At 66.2% G+C, this 15647-nt stretch carries 15 protein-coding genes; 4 read left to right on the top strand and 11 right to left on the bottom strand.

Annotated elements, in window-relative coordinates:
• The 9 genes from Q0K17_RS06855 to Q0K17_RS06895 all read right to left on the bottom strand — a co-directional run.
• A partial coding sequence (locus tag Q0K17_RS06855) for a hypothetical protein (protein WP_294541267.1) occupies window positions 1–284 on the bottom strand: 284 nt, incomplete at its 3' end.
• A 267-nt stretch (window positions 285–551) separates the two neighbouring features.
• Window positions 552–2003 (bottom strand): thioether cross-link-forming SCIFF peptide maturase, encoded by a 1452-nt coding sequence (scfB, locus tag Q0K17_RS06860; RefSeq protein ID WP_294541269.1) that lies wholly within the window; start codon window positions 2001–2003, stop codon window positions 552–554.
• A 113-nt stretch (window positions 2004–2116) separates the two neighbouring features.
• The gene (gene scfA, locus Q0K17_RS06865; protein ID WP_114000791.1) at window positions 2117–2257 is read right to left on the bottom strand and encodes a six-cysteine ranthipeptide SCIFF; all 141 of its coding nucleotides are present in this window, start codon (window positions 2255–2257) and stop codon (window positions 2117–2119) included.
• Between the two features lie 59 nt (window positions 2258–2316).
• The gene (locus Q0K17_RS06870; RefSeq protein WP_294541273.1) at window positions 2317–3765 is read right to left on the bottom strand and encodes a beta-eliminating lyase-related protein; all 1449 of its coding nucleotides are present in this window, start codon (window positions 3763–3765) and stop codon (window positions 2317–2319) included.
• A gap of 18 nt (window positions 3766–3783) precedes the next feature.
• Entirely contained in the window at window positions 3784–6591 is a 2808-nt protein-coding gene (locus Q0K17_RS06875; RefSeq protein ID WP_294541275.1) for an SMC family ATPase, read from the bottom strand.
• The gene (locus Q0K17_RS06880; protein ID WP_294541277.1) at window positions 6588–7754 is read right to left on the bottom strand and encodes an exonuclease SbcCD subunit D; all 1167 of its coding nucleotides are present in this window, start codon (window positions 7752–7754) and stop codon (window positions 6588–6590) included. The genes Q0K17_RS06875 and Q0K17_RS06880 overlap by 4 nt, the downstream gene beginning before the upstream one ends.
• Window positions 7751–8251 (bottom strand): GNAT family N-acetyltransferase, encoded by a 501-nt coding sequence (locus Q0K17_RS06885; RefSeq protein WP_294541279.1) that lies wholly within the window; start codon window positions 8249–8251, stop codon window positions 7751–7753. Before Q0K17_RS06885 ends, Q0K17_RS06880 begins: the two co-directional genes overlap by 4 nt.
• Window positions 8252–8273: 22 nt before the next feature.
• Window positions 8274–8624, bottom strand: coding sequence for a NusG domain II-containing protein (locus Q0K17_RS06890; RefSeq protein ID WP_294541281.1), 351 nt, complete (start codon window positions 8622–8624; stop codon window positions 8274–8276).
• Window positions 8621–9538 (bottom strand): ribonuclease Z, encoded by a 918-nt coding sequence (locus Q0K17_RS06895; protein WP_294541283.1) that lies wholly within the window; start codon window positions 9536–9538, stop codon window positions 8621–8623. Before Q0K17_RS06895 ends, Q0K17_RS06890 begins: the two co-directional genes overlap by 4 nt.
• A 162-nt stretch (window positions 9539–9700) precedes the next feature.
• On the opposite strand from Q0K17_RS06895, the gene Q0K17_RS06900 reads away from it, so the two are divergent.
• The 3 genes from Q0K17_RS06900 to Q0K17_RS06910 all read left to right on the top strand — a co-directional run bounded on the left by Q0K17_RS06900 (window position 9701) and on the right by Q0K17_RS06910 (window position 12190).
• Window positions 9701–10879, top strand: coding sequence for an aminotransferase class I/II-fold pyridoxal phosphate-dependent enzyme (locus tag Q0K17_RS06900; RefSeq protein WP_294541285.1), 1179 nt, complete (start codon window positions 9701–9703; stop codon window positions 10877–10879).
• Window positions 10880–11025: 146 nt separating this feature from the next.
• A complete protein-coding gene (locus Q0K17_RS06905; RefSeq protein ID WP_294541287.1) occupies window positions 11026–11580 on the top strand; it encodes a sigma-70 family RNA polymerase sigma factor in 555 nt (184 codons plus the stop codon).
• Window positions 11567–12190, top strand: coding sequence for a hypothetical protein (locus tag Q0K17_RS06910; protein ID WP_294541289.1), 624 nt, complete (start codon window positions 11567–11569; stop codon window positions 12188–12190). Before Q0K17_RS06905 ends, Q0K17_RS06910 begins: the two co-directional genes overlap by 14 nt.
• Before the next feature lie 63 nt (window positions 12191–12253).
• On the opposite strand, the gene Q0K17_RS06915 is transcribed toward Q0K17_RS06910, so the two are convergent.
• The gene (locus Q0K17_RS06915) at window positions 12254–13063 is read right to left on the bottom strand and encodes a gluconate 5-dehydrogenase (RefSeq protein WP_294541291.1); all 810 of its coding nucleotides are present in this window, start codon (window positions 13061–13063) and stop codon (window positions 12254–12256) included.
• A 74-nt stretch (window positions 13064–13137) separates the two neighbouring features.
• Complete coding sequence (gene kduI / locus Q0K17_RS06920) at window positions 13138–13983, bottom strand: 5-dehydro-4-deoxy-D-glucuronate isomerase (RefSeq protein ID WP_294541292.1); 846 nt, start codon at window positions 13981–13983, stop codon at window positions 13138–13140.
• A 458-nt stretch (window positions 13984–14441) separates the two neighbouring features.
• Between kduI and ilvA the strand changes: the two genes are divergently transcribed.
• A complete protein-coding gene (gene ilvA / locus Q0K17_RS06925) occupies window positions 14442–15647 on the top strand; it encodes a threonine ammonia-lyase (protein ID WP_294541294.1) in 1206 nt (401 codons plus the stop codon).

Consider the following 15647-nt stretch of genomic DNA (forward strand, 5'->3'; position numbering starts at 1 on the left):
CGTCTGCGGCCGGCGCTGGCAAGAAGCAAATAAATCTTATTAGTCCCTGGCAGTGATGCCGGGGGCTTTGCTTTTTTTGGCAGACAGGAGGCTGCCGGGTTCCGGCAAGCGGGTGCTTGCGGGGGAGACGTTCTTTTTTTGGCAAGCGGGAGCTTGCGGGAGAGTTGTTCCTTTTTGGCGTCAAAAAGGAACCGAAAAACCGCCACCGTTTCGAGGCGGTGGACGCATCTCAATGGAGCAAGGTTTCTTACCCTGACCATCGGCCGCTTTTCGCGGCCAGCCAATTTCGGAACCAACGCTGCGCGTTGTTTTTTGCATCGTGCTTCGCACGATTTCGCAGCATAGCTGCTCAGGCAAAAAGCCGCAGCCCCAGCCGGCGGCCGCCGCATCGGAACGGCGGGCCCTTTTCGCTTCCTTTTCGGGCACGAAAAGGAAGGACTAAACGGCAAGATGCCGTTCCCCCGGCAAGGAACACCATCTTCCCGAAAACAGCAAACAAAAAAAGAGGTTCCCCTCATAAACCAGGGGGAAACCTCTTTTTTGTTTGGAAATCAGTCCGCACAGCTGCTGCAGCCGTCGCAGTCGTCCTGGGCAGGCGCCGGGGCGGCATTCTTGGCCAGCTCGGGGTCCAGGCTCTCCGCCACCTTGATCATCAGCGCGCACTCGATGCGCTTGCGGAAGACCTGGCAGCCGTACTCATACACCCCGTGGATGTCCCCGGTGGCGTGCAGGGCGTTGGCGGCACAGCCGCCGGCGCAGTACAGACGGGCCCAGCAATCCTTGCAGTCCGGGCGGGCATAGACGTTGCACATCTTGAACTCATCCCGCAAAGCGGTGTTGGTCACCCCGTTCCAGATGTCGCCCAGCTTGTAGGCCGGGTCGCCCACGAACTGGTGGCAGGGGTACAGGTCGCCCCAGGGGGTCACGGCCATGTACTCGGTGCCGGACCCGCAGCCGGAGATCCGCTTGTAGATGCAGGGGCCGTGCTCCAGGTCCAGGATGTAATGGTAGAAGGTGATGGGCTTGCCCGCCTTCTCCCGGCGGAGCATGTCCTTGGCCAGCAGCTCGTACTGGTCAAACAGCACCGGCAGGTCGGCCTCGGTCAGGGCTTCCGGGTCACCGGGCTTGGCCACCACCGGCTCCATGGACAGCTCCGCAAAGCCCAGATCGTCGGCCATGTGGAACAGATCGTTGGTGAAGTCGGTGTTGTAGTGGGTGAAGGTGCCCCGCATGTAATAGCCCTTGCCGCCCCGGGCCTTGACCAGCTTCTGGAACTTGGGCACGATGCGGTCGTAGCTGCCGTTGCCCGCCAGGTCCTTGCGGAACCGGTCGTTGACCTCCTTGCGGCCGTCCAGGGACAAAACCACATTGTAGCATTCCTTGTTGGCCCACTCGATGACCTCGTCGGTGATGCCGATGCCGTTGGTGGTCAGGGTGAAGCGGAAATTCTTGCCCTTTTCCTTCTCGATGCTGCGGGCGTAGGCCACCAGCTGCTTGCAGACTTCAAAGTTCATCAGCGGTTCGCCGCCGAAAAAGTCCACTTCCAGGTTGTGGCGGGTGCCGGAATGCTCGATGAGGAAATCCAGCGCCCGCTTGCCGGTCTCAAAGCTCATGAGACCCGCCTCGCCGTGGAACTTGCCCTGGGCCGCAAAGCAGTACTCGCAGTTCAGGTTGCAGGTGTGGGCCACATGCAGGCACAGGGCCTTGACCACCGTGGACCGGTTCTTGAAGTCAAAGGCGTGGTCGGCGTAGATGTCCGGGGCGAACAGCTGTCCGGCGGCGGTGAGCTCATCGATGTCCGCAAAGCAGTCCTGGATGTCTTCCCGGGTCACTTCCGGGTGGTCCGCATACTTGGCGGCCAGCTGTTCGATGGCTGCGTCCCGGGCAACCCCGGCGTCCACAAGGGCGATGGCGTCGTAGGCCACGTCGTCCACCGCGTGCACGCTGCCGCTGTACACGTCCACCACGATGTTGTAGCCGTTCAATTTGTACTGATGGATCATTGGAAACCCCTTACTCTTTTTCAAAAACGCAAAGTGCGTGTGTGCAAACAAAATGCCGGAACAACCCCGCGCGAAAGCAGGGGGATGTCCCGGCAGACAAGCCAGAAAAAAGATTACTTCTTTTCGCAGGGCTGGTTGGCAATGCCGCAGCTGGTCTTGCAGGCGCTCTGGCAGGAAGTCTGGCACTCGCCGCAACCGCCGTTCTGCAGGCTCTTGGCCATGTCACGGGTGTTCAGAGTCTGGATGTGCTTCATAAAACAGTCACCCCTTTTATATTGGTATGGTTTTATTGTACACGGGCGCCGCAGGGTTGTCAAGGCTTGGCGGGGTGGCAGACGGCCAGCGTGCCCGGTGTTCTGGCCACGGTGTGGTGCAGGGCGGTGCCGGCTTCTTCCAGGGCAGCGCAGGCAGAAACAAAGGCCGGGGTCACCCGCTCCCCGGGGGCGATCAGGGGCACCCCCGGCGGGTAAGCCCAGACGTACTCGGCGGCCACGGCGCCTTCGGCTTCGGCCAGGGGCTGTTCCCGGCGGGGCAGGCGCACCGCCTGGGCAATGGTGCAGACGGCCTCCCCCGGCGGGCAGAGGCCCGGGGACTCGGGCGCCGGGGCGGGAACGGCCCGGGCGTCCAGGGCCAGCAGGGCCCGGGCCAGACGGTCCAGGGCATCCGGGGCGTCGCAGACGCTGGTCATGGCCAGCAGGTTATAGCCGCAGGCCATCTCGGTCTCAAAGCCGTAGGCGGTCCGCAGGATCCGGGCCATCTCCCCGCCGGTCAGTCCGGCGGCGGCCCCGTTCACGAGGATTTTGCCGCTGTCATGGGCAAAAAAGCCGGGGTGGGCGGCCAGGGTGTCGGTGCCGTGGCAGAGCACCCGCAGGTGCTTCAGGGACGCCGCGGCGGCGGAAAACCGGTCCAGCCGTTCCCGCCATGGGGCAAAGAGGGCGGGGGCCTCCTGTGCCATCTGGGTAACGCAGCCGTCCAGGCTGACCATCAGGGGATAGGAAGGGGAGCTGGTCTCGAACACATCCAGCTGCCGCTCCACCTCGTCGGGGTCGATGCGGGTGCCGTTCAGCTGCAAAAGGGCGGTCTGGGTCAGGCTGGGCAGGGTCTTGTGGGCGCTCTGGACCACCAGGTCCGCCCCCGCCGCCACCGCCCCGCCCTGCCAGCCGTATTCCGCGGCGGCGGGCAGGTAGTGGGCGCCGTGGGCCTCGTCCACCACCAGGGGGATGCCCCGGTCATGGCAGAGGTCCGCAATGGCGGCTATGTCGCTGAGGACCCCCTCATAGGTGGGGCTGGTGAGCACCACGCAGGCCGCACCGGGGTGGGCGGCCAGGGCGTCCGCCACCGTGGCGGGGGAGAGGCTGCCGTACACCCCGAAGGCCCGGTCCACCGGCGGGGTGAGCCAGACCGGCCGCAGCCCGCACAGCTCGATGGCGTGGTAGACGGATTTGTGGCAGTTGCGGGCGCAGAGGATCTCGCTGCCCCAGGAAGCGGCAGCCCGGATGGCCGCCAGCAGCCCGCAGGTGCTGCCGCCTACCAGGAACCAGCAGCGGCGGGACCCCCACAGGGCGGCGGCCCGGGCCATGGCCTGGGCCAGGATGCCGTCGGCGTCGTGCAGGTCGTCGGTGCCGGGGACCTCGGTGGTGTCCCAGGCCGCGCAGGAAAGCCCCGGGGCAGGGGCGCACCGGCGCTTGTGCCCCGGCATGTGCAGGGGATAGGCGGCCCGGGCACAGGCTTCCAGCTGCGCCTGCAAAAGGGATTGGGACATACAAACCCTCCTTTGGGGTCAATCGGTGAGGACTTCCACGCAGCTGCCCTGGCGGGTCTTGTGCACCAGGATCTTGCGGCGCACCCGGTCCTGCAGGGATTCCACATGGCTGATGATGCCCACCAGCTTGTCCGAACCGGCCAGAGCGGTGAGGGTCTCGATGGCTTTTTCCAGGGCCTCGGAGTCCAGGGTGCCGAAGCCTTCGTCCACGAAGAGGGTATCCACCTGCACACCGCCGGCGTTCTGCTGGATGGTGTCGCTGATGCCCAGGGCCAGACTCAGGGAGGCCAGGAAGCTCTCCCCGCCCGAAAGGCTGCCCACCGGACGGCTTTTGCCGGTGTAGGCGTCGAAAACATCCAGGTCCAGGGCGGTCTTGGCGGCGATGCTGCCGCCGCTGTGCCGCAAAAGGCGGTACTGGCCGCCGGTCATGCGGCTGAACCGCCGGTTGGCGGCGGCCACCACCCCGTCAAAGTAGAAGGCCTGCACATACTGCTCAAAGGGCAGTTTGGGCTTGCCGGCCAGGTTGCCGTTGATGGTGCGGGAGAGGTTGTCCAGCATGGCGCTGCGGGCCCGGGCGGTCTCTGCCTCGGCCAGGGCCTTTTCCAGGGCGGCCAGACCGTCCCGGTTGGTGGCCAGCCGGTGGGTGGTGACCTGCAGGGTGCGGCGCAGTTCGTCCCGGGCGGCCTGGACCTTTTCCAGCTCGGCCTGGGCGGCTGCCGGGTCGGGGGCCGCCTGGGCGGAAGCGGCCTCCTTTTTCAGGGCGCCGGCCCTGCCCTGGGCCTCGCTGAGGCGGGCCTCAAAGGCGGCGCGCTGCTGGCCGGCGGTGTTCAGGGCGGCGCTCAGGGCGTCCCGCTCCCCGGCCACCCGGCGGCGCTCCTGGGTCAGGGCCTTCCGGTCCGGGTAGGGCAGGCCCTTGCGCAGCTCCTCCTGGCGGGCTTCGGCGGCCGCCAGGTCCGCCTGGGCCCGGGCCGCGGCCGCCTGGGCTGCCGTCAGGGCGGCGTTCAGCTCCGGCCCCTGGGTCTGCAGGGCGGCAGCCTGCCGGGTCAGCTGGGCGCGGCGGGCCGCCCGGGTCCGGGCCTGCTGCAGGGCGGCCCGCACCTGGGCCAGCCCCCGTTCCAGGGCTGCGGACTGGTCGGACAAAGCCGCCCGCAGGCCGGCAGCATCCAGCTGGGCGGCGGGGGCCCCGGCGTAGAATTTGTGCCGTTTGCCAAAAAAGTCGTGGGCACTTTTGTACAGATTTTCCCGCAGCACCTTGCAGCGGGCGGCGGCCTGTCCGGCCTTGACGCTGGCGTCGGCGGCGGTGCGGGCGGCCCGGGCGGCCACGGCGGCGGCCTCTTCACAGTCAGCCTCGGTCACATGGCCGGGGTCCAGGGCGGCGGGGGCCGGGTGATGGGTGGCGCCGCAGACGGGGCAGGGGGCGCCCTCCTGCAGGGTCTGGGCCAGCAGGCCGGCCCGGGCGGCGTTGAGCTGCCGCTGCAGGTCGGCGCTGCGGGCGGCGGTCTCGTCGGCGGTGCGCTGCTTGGCCAGATAGACGGTCTGCCGGTCGGTGTACTCGGTCTCCGCCCGCTGCCACACGTTCCAGTCGGTGAGCAGGGCATCACAGTCCCGGCGCAGGCCTTCGGCGGTCTGTTCCAGGGCTTCCTGGCGGGCCACCTCTGCCTCCGGCTCCCCGCAGGCGGCCAGGGCCTTGTCGGTGTCGGCCCTGCGCTGCTCCCAGGTCTGGACGGCCTGACGGGCTTTGGCTTCGGCGGTCCGGGCGGCGGCAAGACTCTTTTGTGCGGTCAGGGCCGCGGTCCCGGCGGCGGAAAGAGCCTCGTATTTGGGCACCAGCTCGTCCAGGGCGGACAGGCGTGCCCCCAGGGTCTCCAGCTCCGGACGGCGGGCTTCGGTCTTGTCCCAGTCCGCCCGCAGGGCGGGGGCCTGGGCCCGCAGCTGGTCGGCCTCCTTCTCGGCGGCCTGCAGCCGGCCCCGCAGGGCGGCGGCCTGACGGGTGGCCTCGGCCCGGGCGGCGGCTGCGGTTACGGCGGCATCCCGCTGGGCCAGGGTCTTTTCCCCGGTGCGGCAGGCTGCCTCGTCGGCGGCGATCTCCGCCCGGACCAGGGGCGGGATTCCCACCGCTTTGTACGGGTCGAACTCGTTGATAATGTCGCGGATGGCGTCATTTTCCGGCGCTCCGGGCACCGGCTCCAGCCGGTTCAGCTGGGCAAGGACCATGTCGCCGGCGTTTGCGGCGAGCCGGGCGGCCTCGGCGGCCCGGTTGCGGATGTTGATGCCCAGTTTCTGGTACGCACCGGTGTCAAACACCTGGCGCAGAATGTCGGCCCGCTCGGCGCTGGAGGCGTTGAGCAGGCGGGCAAAGTCGTTCTGGGCGATCATGGAGATCTGGGCAAACTGTCGGGCGTCGATGCCCAGCAGGGTGCAGACGGCGCCGGTCACCGCCCGGGTGCCGGTCACCGGTTCTTCCGGTTGGCGCACCAGGCTGGCCCGGGCGGGAACGGTGGTGAAGCCCTCTCCCCGCTGCTTCCTGCGGGTCTGTTCGGGGGAACGGGTCACGGTGTAGGTCCGGCCCCGGTGGGAGAAGGTCAGCTCCACAAAGGTCTCCTCTTTGGGGTCGGCAAAATCGCTGTGCAGCATTTCCGGGGAGCGGTAGGCGCCGGTGGTCTCCCCGTACAGGGCGTAGGTGATGGCGTCAAACAGGGCGGTCTTGCCCGCGCCGGTGTCCCCGCTGATGAGGAACAGGCCCCCGGACCCGAATCCGGTCAGGTCCAGGGTGGTGCGCCCCGCGTAGGGACCGAAGGCGCACAGGGTCAGACGCAGCGGTTTCACAGGGGTCCCTCCTCTCGCATCTCGTTCAGGATGTGGCGCTCCTCCTCGGTGAGGGATCGGCCGTTCATCTGTTCAAAAAAGTCGCTGAACAGCTCCTCAAAGCTCTTGCGGCGCACCGTCACGGCGGTCTCGGCCTGCCAGTCCGGGGCGGCGCCCCGGGGGGCGTAGTCCAGCCGCATGGCGTTGGGATAGGCCGCCCGCAGCACCGCCATGGCGTCGGGCTGGGGGGTGTCGTCGGTGAGGGTGGCCCAGATGTAGTCCTCCGGGTCGGTGACCCGGGCGGGGTCGGTGAGCTCGGCCAGAGGCCCGGTCAGATGGCGCATGGCCCGCAGGGGCTGCAGGGGCAGCAGTTCGGTCTCGGCCCCGGCAGGGGTCAAGGTCACCAGCACGGCGCTCTTCTGAGCACCGGCCTCGTCCAGGCTGTAGCACAGGGGCGCCCCGGCATACCGGATGTTCGGCGCCCCGGCGGTCTGGGGCCGGTGGATGTGGCCCAGGGCCACATAGTCGAAGCCGCCGTTCTCGGTAAAGCGGGCGGCGCTCACCGCGTCCAGGGTGCCGATGTTCACATCCGCACCGCTCATCTCGGCGGCAATGCTCTCGCTGCCCGCACACTGGGGCACGCTGCCCCAGCCCAGGACCGTCTGGTGCGCCACCAGCACCCGGCTGACCCCGTCGCGCCGGGGCGGCAGGGTGGCCAGCGCGGCGGCCACGGCGGTGTCCTGGTTGACGATGCCCTCGTCCGGCAGGTAATGGCGCACGGTGGCCGGACGCAAAAAGGGCAGCAGGCAGAATTCCACCGGGACATCCCCGGAAAGCGCGGCGATCCGCACCTTCCCGGTGAATCGTCCCGCAATGTGCACGCCCTGGCGGGCCAGCAGGGCGGAAGCGTAATCCAGGCGGTCGGGGCTGTCGTGGTTGCCGGACACCGCCAGCACCTGGATGTTTCTGTCGGTCAGTTCGGTCAGGAACCAGTCCAGCAGGGTCACGGCGCCGGCAGGGGGCAGGGCGGCGTCATAGATGTCCCCCGCCAGCACCACCGCCTCCACGCCCTGCGCCCCGCACAGGTCCAGGATCTGGGCCAGGATATAGCGCTGGTCCTCCAGAAAATCGAACCCGTTCACCCGCTTGCCCAGGTGCAGGTCCCCAAGATGCAGAAATTTCATCGCCACAGTTTCTCCCATGTCTTGATGTCCAGGGTCACCCCGGGCAGTACCTCCACCGGTTCCACCCCGGCGGGACGGAACCGGCACCGTTTGCAGAAGCCCTCGGCCTTCAGGTCTTTGGCCCATACCTGCATATACAGCCGGCTGCGGCCGTCGCCCTCGGCCAGCTTCTGGGCGTAGGCCACCACGCCCCGGCCGATGCCCCGGCCCCGGGCTTTTTCCAGCAGAAACAGCCGGCTGATGCACACCGCCCCCACCGGGCGCAGGTCCAGGGCAAAATAGCCCACCGCCTCGCTGCCCAGATAGATGAGGAAGTAGTTCACCGCCCCGCAGTGGACCTCATCGTCGGTTAGGTCCTCGTTCTGCCAGGCCTCGGCCAGCTGGGCCGCGACCTTGGGGGTCAGTTTGGTGTAATGCTGTACAAAGATCTCCCGGGCCAGGTCGCTGACCTGGCGGATGTAGCGGGCTTTGGTCACTTGTTTGTAGGTGGCGTTCATGGTTGGTCCTTTCTGTTTGCGGTCAGTCAACGATGGTCAGGCTGGCCCGGGCGGGCAGACAGGCCGCCCAGTCCCCCACCCTGCGCAGGGTGCCGAACCCTTCGCACAGATGGTCGGGGCAGGGGCTGTCCACAAAAGCGATGCCCCCGTCCCGTACCTGCAGATGAATGGTGTAAAATCCGGTGTCCACGTCATAGGTGGCGTCCTTGTCCAGGGGAATGCGCATCTCCCGGGCGGGGTCACCGTACTGGAGCACGGCTTCGGTGCCGGCGCCGCCGGACTGTCGGGCGGTGTACCGCCAGAACAGCAGCCCGCCGATGACGGCCAGCACCACGGCCAGAAAAATCAGGTTTTGCCTGGTGGAAGCTTTCATGGAATGTCCTTTCCGGGGTCTTCAAAGGTGAGGGTCAGGGCCTTGCCGTCGAACCCCGCCTCCGCACCGGGAAAACGGGCCCGGGCGGCGGCCAGACCCGGTTCCGGGTCGGTGACGGCGGCGCTGTAATGGGTCAGCCACAGCCGCCGCACGCCGGCCTGTGCCGCCAGGGTCCCGGCCTCGGCGCAGGTGGCATGGCCGTACAGCCGCGCTTTGGGGGCGTCGGCGTCGTCGGCGTAGGTGGCGTCCATGCAGAGCAGGTCCACCCCCCCGGCCTGACGGCACAGTTCCTCGGTGGGGCCGGTGTCGGTGGCATAGAGGATGCGCAGTCCCCGGCGGGCGGGGCCCAGCACCTGGTCGGGGGTGAAGCCCCCGGCGGGGCAGCCCGCCTGCAAGGTCCGCCAGAGAGCCACCGGAATGCCCAGGGCCCGGGCCTTGCCGGGGTCAAACCGTCCGGCCCGGGGCAAGGTATACAGGTAGGAGCAGCAGGGCACCCGGTGCAGGGCGGGAAAGGCGGTGATGCTCGCCCCGCCGCACAGGGCCAGGGTGCCCCGGCCTTCCGCAAAGGTATGACGGCGGATGGCAAAGGGCAGCGGCCCTGCCAGGGTCAGCACCGCGTCCAGAATGGTATCCAGCCCCGGGGGGCCGGCCACCGTCACCGGGTCGGCGCGGCCCAGGGCCGCCATGGATTGCAGCAGCCCCGGCAGGCCGAAGAGATGGTCCCCGTGGTAGTGGGTGAGCAGCAGGGTGTCCAGTTTGTACAGGCTCGCCCCGTACCGCTGGGCCGACACCTGGGTGCCCTCCCCGCAATCGAACAGCAGCCCCCGGCCGGCCGTCTGCAGCCACAAGGCCGCCAGTGCCCGGTCGGGCAGCGGCCTTGTGGCCCCGCTGCCCAAAAGAATCGCCTGTACCACGGCAGACACCTCCCCATTTTTGGAATTGTACCTTATTATACCACGGATGCCCGCCCCTGCCTACCCGCCGCCCTTGCATGGCGGGGAGGAGAGTGCTACAATAAAACAACCGACAAAAATTTCCTGAAAAAGGCAATGAGGGGGCTTTTACCCATGGGAGCCATGGAATTTTCAAAGCGGCTGGACCTGTTCGGACCGGAGATCTTTGCGGCACTGAACGACAAGAAGATCGCCCTGGAAGCCGAAGGGCGCACGCTGTACAATCTTTCGGTGGGCACACCGGATTTTCCGCCCGCGCCCCACATCAAGCAGGCGCTGCTGGACGCCGCCGCCCAGGACGAAAACTGGAAGTACACCCTGCGGGACCTGCCCGAGATGCTGGAGGCCGTGGGCCATTACTATGAGCGCCGGTTCGGGGTCAAGGGCATCACGCCGGACAAGGTGATGAGCTTTTCCGGCAGCCAGGACGGCATCGGCCACCTGGGTCTGGCCCTGCTCAACGAGGGGGACACCGTGCTGCTGCCCGACCCCTGCTACCCCGTCTTCATGACCGGCATGCGGCTGGGCGGGGGCGTGCCCTGGTTCTACCACCTGACGGCGGAAAACAACTTCCTGCCCGACGTGCACAGCATCCCGGAAGAGGTGGCCCGCAAGGCCAAGCTGATGATCGTCTCTCTGCCCGCCAACCCGGTGGGCAGCATCGGCACCCCGGAACTGTACAAAGAGATCGTGGATTTCTGCCGCACCTACAACATTTTGCTGGTGCACGACAACGCCTACAGCGACATCATCTTTGACGGCGCGGTGGGCCACAGCGTCTTCAACACCCCCGGCGCCGAGGAGGTGGCGGTGGAGTTCTTCTCCCTGAGCAAGAGCTTCAATGTCACCGGCGCCCGCATCAGCTTCCTGGTGGGGCGGCCGGACGTGGTGGCCGCCTGCAAGAAGCTGCGCACCCAGATCGACTTCGGCATGTTCGCCCCCATCCAGAAGGCCGCCGTGGCCGCCCTGGAAGGACCCCTGGACGGGGTGCGCGCCCAGTGCGGCGTCTACCAGGCCCGACGGGATGCCCTGTGCGGCGGGCTGCGGTCCATCGGCTGGCCGGTGCCGGACAGCCACGGCAGCATGTTCGTCTGGGCGCCCCTGCCCGCGGGCTGGCACAGCAGCATGGACTTCTGCATGGCCCTCATCCAGGAGGCCGGGGTCATCTGCACCCCCGGTTCCAGCTTCGGGCCTTCGGGGGAAGGGTATGTCCGTTTTGCCCTGACCCTGACCGAGGAGGTCATCCGGCAGGCGGTGCAGGCCATCGCCGACAGCGGCATCCTCACGGAAATCGAAAAGTAAACAGAAAAACAGCAGCCGCTTTCCGGGGCGTAGGTTCCGGAAAGCGGCTTTTTGTGTTTCGGGGAATAAAAAAAGAAAAACCTGTCACAAAAGGGCGGGGCAGGGTGTACGGGAAGTGAGGGACCTCACAGGAAAGGAGGGAGCATATGGGACTGTCTGGCGGAAAGGACCGGCAATCCGCAGAAGAAACACTGGCCCGGGTGTATCATGCCCGGTATGCCCGCCTCTGCGCCGTGGCCGCCGCCGTGCTGGGCGGGGACAAGGCCCTGGCCCAGGACGCGGTGCAGGAGGCATGGCTGCGGCTGCACGCTCCCGGGGTGGGGGAACGGCTGGACCCGGACCCGGACCGGCTGGCGGGGCTGCTGCTGGTAACGGTGCGCAACGCCGCCCGCAACCTGCGCCGGGGACGGCGGGAACTGACCCTGCCGGAGGAAGGCTGGGCGGTCCTGCCCGACCCGGCTCCCGGCCCCGCCGAACAGACCGAGCGGACCGAAGCGGTGGCGGCTTTGCGCCGGGGGCTGCGGGCCCTGACGGCCGCCGACCACGATGTGCTGCTGCTGCAATATGCCTACGGCTGCTCCGCCGCCCAGATCGCCGTGCTGCTGGGCATCCGGGAGGGGGCGGTGCGCCAGCGGGCCCACCGGGCCCGGAAACGGCTGCGGCAGCTGCTGGAACAGGAGGGATACCATGAACGACCGTGAATTTGAAACCCTGCTGCAGACCGCCTGCACCCGGGAGGGCGCGGCGGAGCTGGCCGCGGCGGGGCTGGGGCATCGCCGCCCCGGAAAAGCCCTGCGGGTGGTGCTCATCGCCGCGGTGTGCGCGGTGCTGCTGAGCCTGGGGGCGGCTGCCCTGTGGCCCCGGCTGGAACTGAAACGCACCGGACGGGATTCCTTTGCCCTGGGGGTGGAGGAACCCGCAGAAAGTGCCCCGGCGGTGACCGGCATCACCTTTGCCCAGCTGCCGGAAGGGTATGCCATTGTGGAGAGCCATTCCGACCCGGAGGACCGGTGGGCCTCGGTGACCATCGACGCCCCGGACCGGGAGCACCGGCTGGTGGTGTGGAAGTACGCCCTGGACTGCCGCCTCTGGCAGGAGGTCAAAGCGGGCGGGGCGGTGCCGGAGGACCTGGACCCGACCGCCTGGGTCATGGAGGAATATGTGGTGCTGGACAGCGCCGACGACCTGACCCCCGACGCCCTGAAAGAGGGCAGCCGGGTGACCTATCCCGCCGCAAGCTGCTACTATGTGGTGGATTACTTCGGGGTGGACCCGGAGGACGTGTGTACCATTCTGGGCGGGATGCAATAAAAAAACAGCCGTTCCCGGCGGGGAACGGCTGTTTTTGTGTCAGAGGGATAAAGGTGTGCGGGATCAGCCGGGCTGCTTGCCGATGTAGGCCAGGATGCCGCCGTCCACGTACAGGACCAGACCGTTGACGAAGTTGGAAGCTTCGGAAGCCAGGAAGACGGCGGGGCCGCCCAGGTCTTCCGCTTCGCCCCAGCGGCCGGCCGGGGTCTTGGAGACGATGAACTGGTCAAAGGGATGACGGGAACCGTCGGGCTGGATCTCACGCAGAGGAGCGGTCTGCGGGGTGGCGATGTAGCCGGGTCCGATGCCGTTGCACTGGATGTTGTAGGCGCCGTACTCGGAAGCGATGTTCTTGGTCAGCATCTTCAGGCCGCCCTTGGCAGCAGCGTAGGCGGAGACGGTCTCACGGCCCAGCTCGCTCATCATGGAGCAGATGTTGATGATCTTGCCGCCGCCCTGCTCGATCATGTCGGGGATGACAGCCTTGGAGACGATGAAGGGAGCGTTCAGGTCAACGTCGATGACCTGACGGAACTGGGCAGCGCTCATCTCGCACATGGGGATGCGCTTGATGATGCCGGCGTTGTTGACCAGGATGTTGATGTGGCCCACTTCTTCGGTGACCTTCTTGATGAAGGCGTTGACGGCGTCCTCGTCGGTGACGTCGCAGACGTAGCCGTGAGCGTCGATGCCGGCTTCCTTGTAGGCGGCCAGACCCTTGTCCACCAGTTCCTGCTTGATGTCGTTGAAGACGATGGTGGCGCCGCAGTTGGCCATGGCGGTGGCGATGGCGAAGCCGATGCCGTAGGAAGCGCCGGTGATCAGGGCGATCTTGCCGGTCAGGTCAAAAGATTTCGGAGTGCAAACAGACATGTTAAAACCTCCCATTGTTTGTTGCATTGTATTCAAGGCACCGCGCAGCGGCGCCGGGAACCGGGGTGATAGAATCAGCGCAGGTCGGTGGTGGCGATGTTGTCCATGTCGTCAAATTCCATGTTCTCGCCGCCCATGGCCCAGATGAAGGTGTAGTTGGACGTGCCCACGCCGCTGTGGATGCTCCAGGACGGGCTGATCACCGCGTCGTAGTTGTGCATCAGGATGTGGCGGGTCTCGGTGGGTTCGCCCATCATGTGGAAGACCGCCTGACCTTCGGGGATCTCAAAGTAGGTGTAGATCTCCATGCGGCGCTCGTGGGTGTGGCTGGGCATGGTGTTCCAGTTGCTGCCGGGTTCCAGGCAGGTCATGCCCATGGACAGCTGGCAGGTCTTGAGCACGCTGGGATGGATGAACTGGTTGATGGTGCGTTTGTTGCAGGTCTCCAGGCTGCCCAGGGGCCGCTTGGCCGCTTCCTCAATGGTGATGAGCCTGGTCTCATAGCGGCAGTGGGCCGGGGCGGACACCATGTAGAACTTGGCCGGCTTTTCGGGGTCCACGCTGCGGAAGGTGACTTCCTTGGTGCCCTGGGTGATGTACAGGCAGTCCTTGTAGTTCATGGGGTATTCCACGCCGTCGGCGGTGACAACGCCGGCGCCTTCGCCGATGTTGAACATGCCCACTTCCCGGCGCTCCAGGAAATAATGGGTGCCGAAGTTGGCCCAGACATCAATGCCCTTGTCGATGGACACGGTCTCATGCACGGGCATGCAGCCCAGGGTGACCATGCGGTCAACATGAGAGTAAACGGCCACGACCTCGTCGGCCTTGTACAGACCGGTGATGAGGAACTCATTGCGGGTCTCTTCGGTGGTGTAACGCTTAAAATCGCGCTGGTTGCAGGAATAACGGATATCCATGCGGCAAAGACCTCCCTGTGTTTTTTCGGATGGGAAAGGAGGAACACACTGTCCTCCTGACCTTGTATACAATCTTATTATAAACGAAACCGGGGCGGCGCAAAAGTGTATACAAGCACAAGAATGGGGCAGTTTTTTTGGCTGGTTTGTCGTACAAGCACAAAGGAGGAAAAATCCCCCCTGCCGGCGGCCGGCGGGAAAAAGAGGCCGCCCGGGACCGGGCAAAAACAGTTTTGGGCGGGTTCCACAAAAAGAAAACCGGATTTTGTACGTCTGCACGCCGTATGTGTACATAGTGAATAGAATTCACTTTACAAATCAATTGTGTTCAACTATAATCAGGCTCATACGCTCGACGCCTCAAAGGGGAGACGGGAAAGCGGCCCGGTGCAACTGCCGGGCCGCTTTCCCGCACTCTTGGGGGCGGCGGGCAGGAACCAAGGAAGGGAAGGACGTCCATGCTCACGCTCGACAAGATCTATCATGCCGCCTTTGTACTGCGGGATGTGGCCCGCCGCACCGACCTGATCGCGGCCGAACGCCTGCACAGCGACAGTGAACTGTATCTGAAGACCGAGAACCTGCAGGTCACCGGCAGCTTCAAACTGCGGGGCGCCTATTACAAGATCAGCCAGCTCAGCGAGGAAGAGCGGGTCCACGGGGTCATTGCCTGCTCGGCGGGCAACCACGCCCAGGGCGTGGCGCTGGCGGCTACCCGGCTGGGCATTCCCAGCGTGGTGTGCATGCCCGACGGCGCTCCTATTATGAAGGTGGAGAGCACCAAGCGGCTGGGCGCCCGGGTGGAACTGGTCAAGGGCACCTATGATGACGCCCATGACCGGGCGGTGGAACTGCAGAAGGAGACCGGCATGACCTTCATCCACCCCTATGACGATGAGCTGGTCATGGCGGGACAGGGCAGCATCGGGCTGGAGATCCTGGACCAGCTGCCGGACGTGGAGGCGGTCATCGTGCCCATCGGGGGCGGCGGCCTGATCGCCGGGGTGGCCATGGCGGTGAAGAGCCTGCGCCCGGAGGTGAAGATCTACGGCGTGCAGGCGGCGGGTGCGGCCAGCATGTACCAGGCCTACCACGACGGGGTGTACGAGACCCTGGACCGGGTGGACACCTTCGCCGACGGCATCGCGGTCAAGACCCCGGGCGAGAAAACCTTTGAACTGATCCAGAAGTATGTGGACGACATCGTCACGGTGAGCGAGGACGAGATCGCCGCCGCCATCCTGGCCCTGATGGAGAACCAGAAGCTGGTGGCGGAGGGCGCCGGCGCCACCCCGGTGGCCGCGGCCCTCTTCGGCAAGCTGCCCATTGCGGGCAAAAAGACGGTGTGCCTGGTGTCCGGCGGCAACATCGACGTGAACATCCTGTCCCGGGTCATCACCCGCGGCCTGATCATGAGCGGGCGTACCGCCAGCCTGATGATCGCCCTGGAGGACAAACCGGGCCAGCTGCTGAAGGTTTCGGATATCGTTTCCGCCTGCGGGGCCAACATCGTATCGGTCCACCACGACCGGGGCGATACCAACATGGCCATCACCAGCTGCTTCCTCAAACTGGGTCTGGAGACCCGGGACGCCGCCCAGATCGAGCAGATCAAGACCCGGCTGCGGGAGGAAGGGTTCGCGCTGGTCAGCGAGAGGGCGTAA

This window comes from uncultured Gemmiger sp. (genome assembly GCA_944388105.1).
Classification (GTDB): domain Bacteria; phylum Bacillota; class Clostridia; order Oscillospirales; family Ruminococcaceae; genus Gemmiger.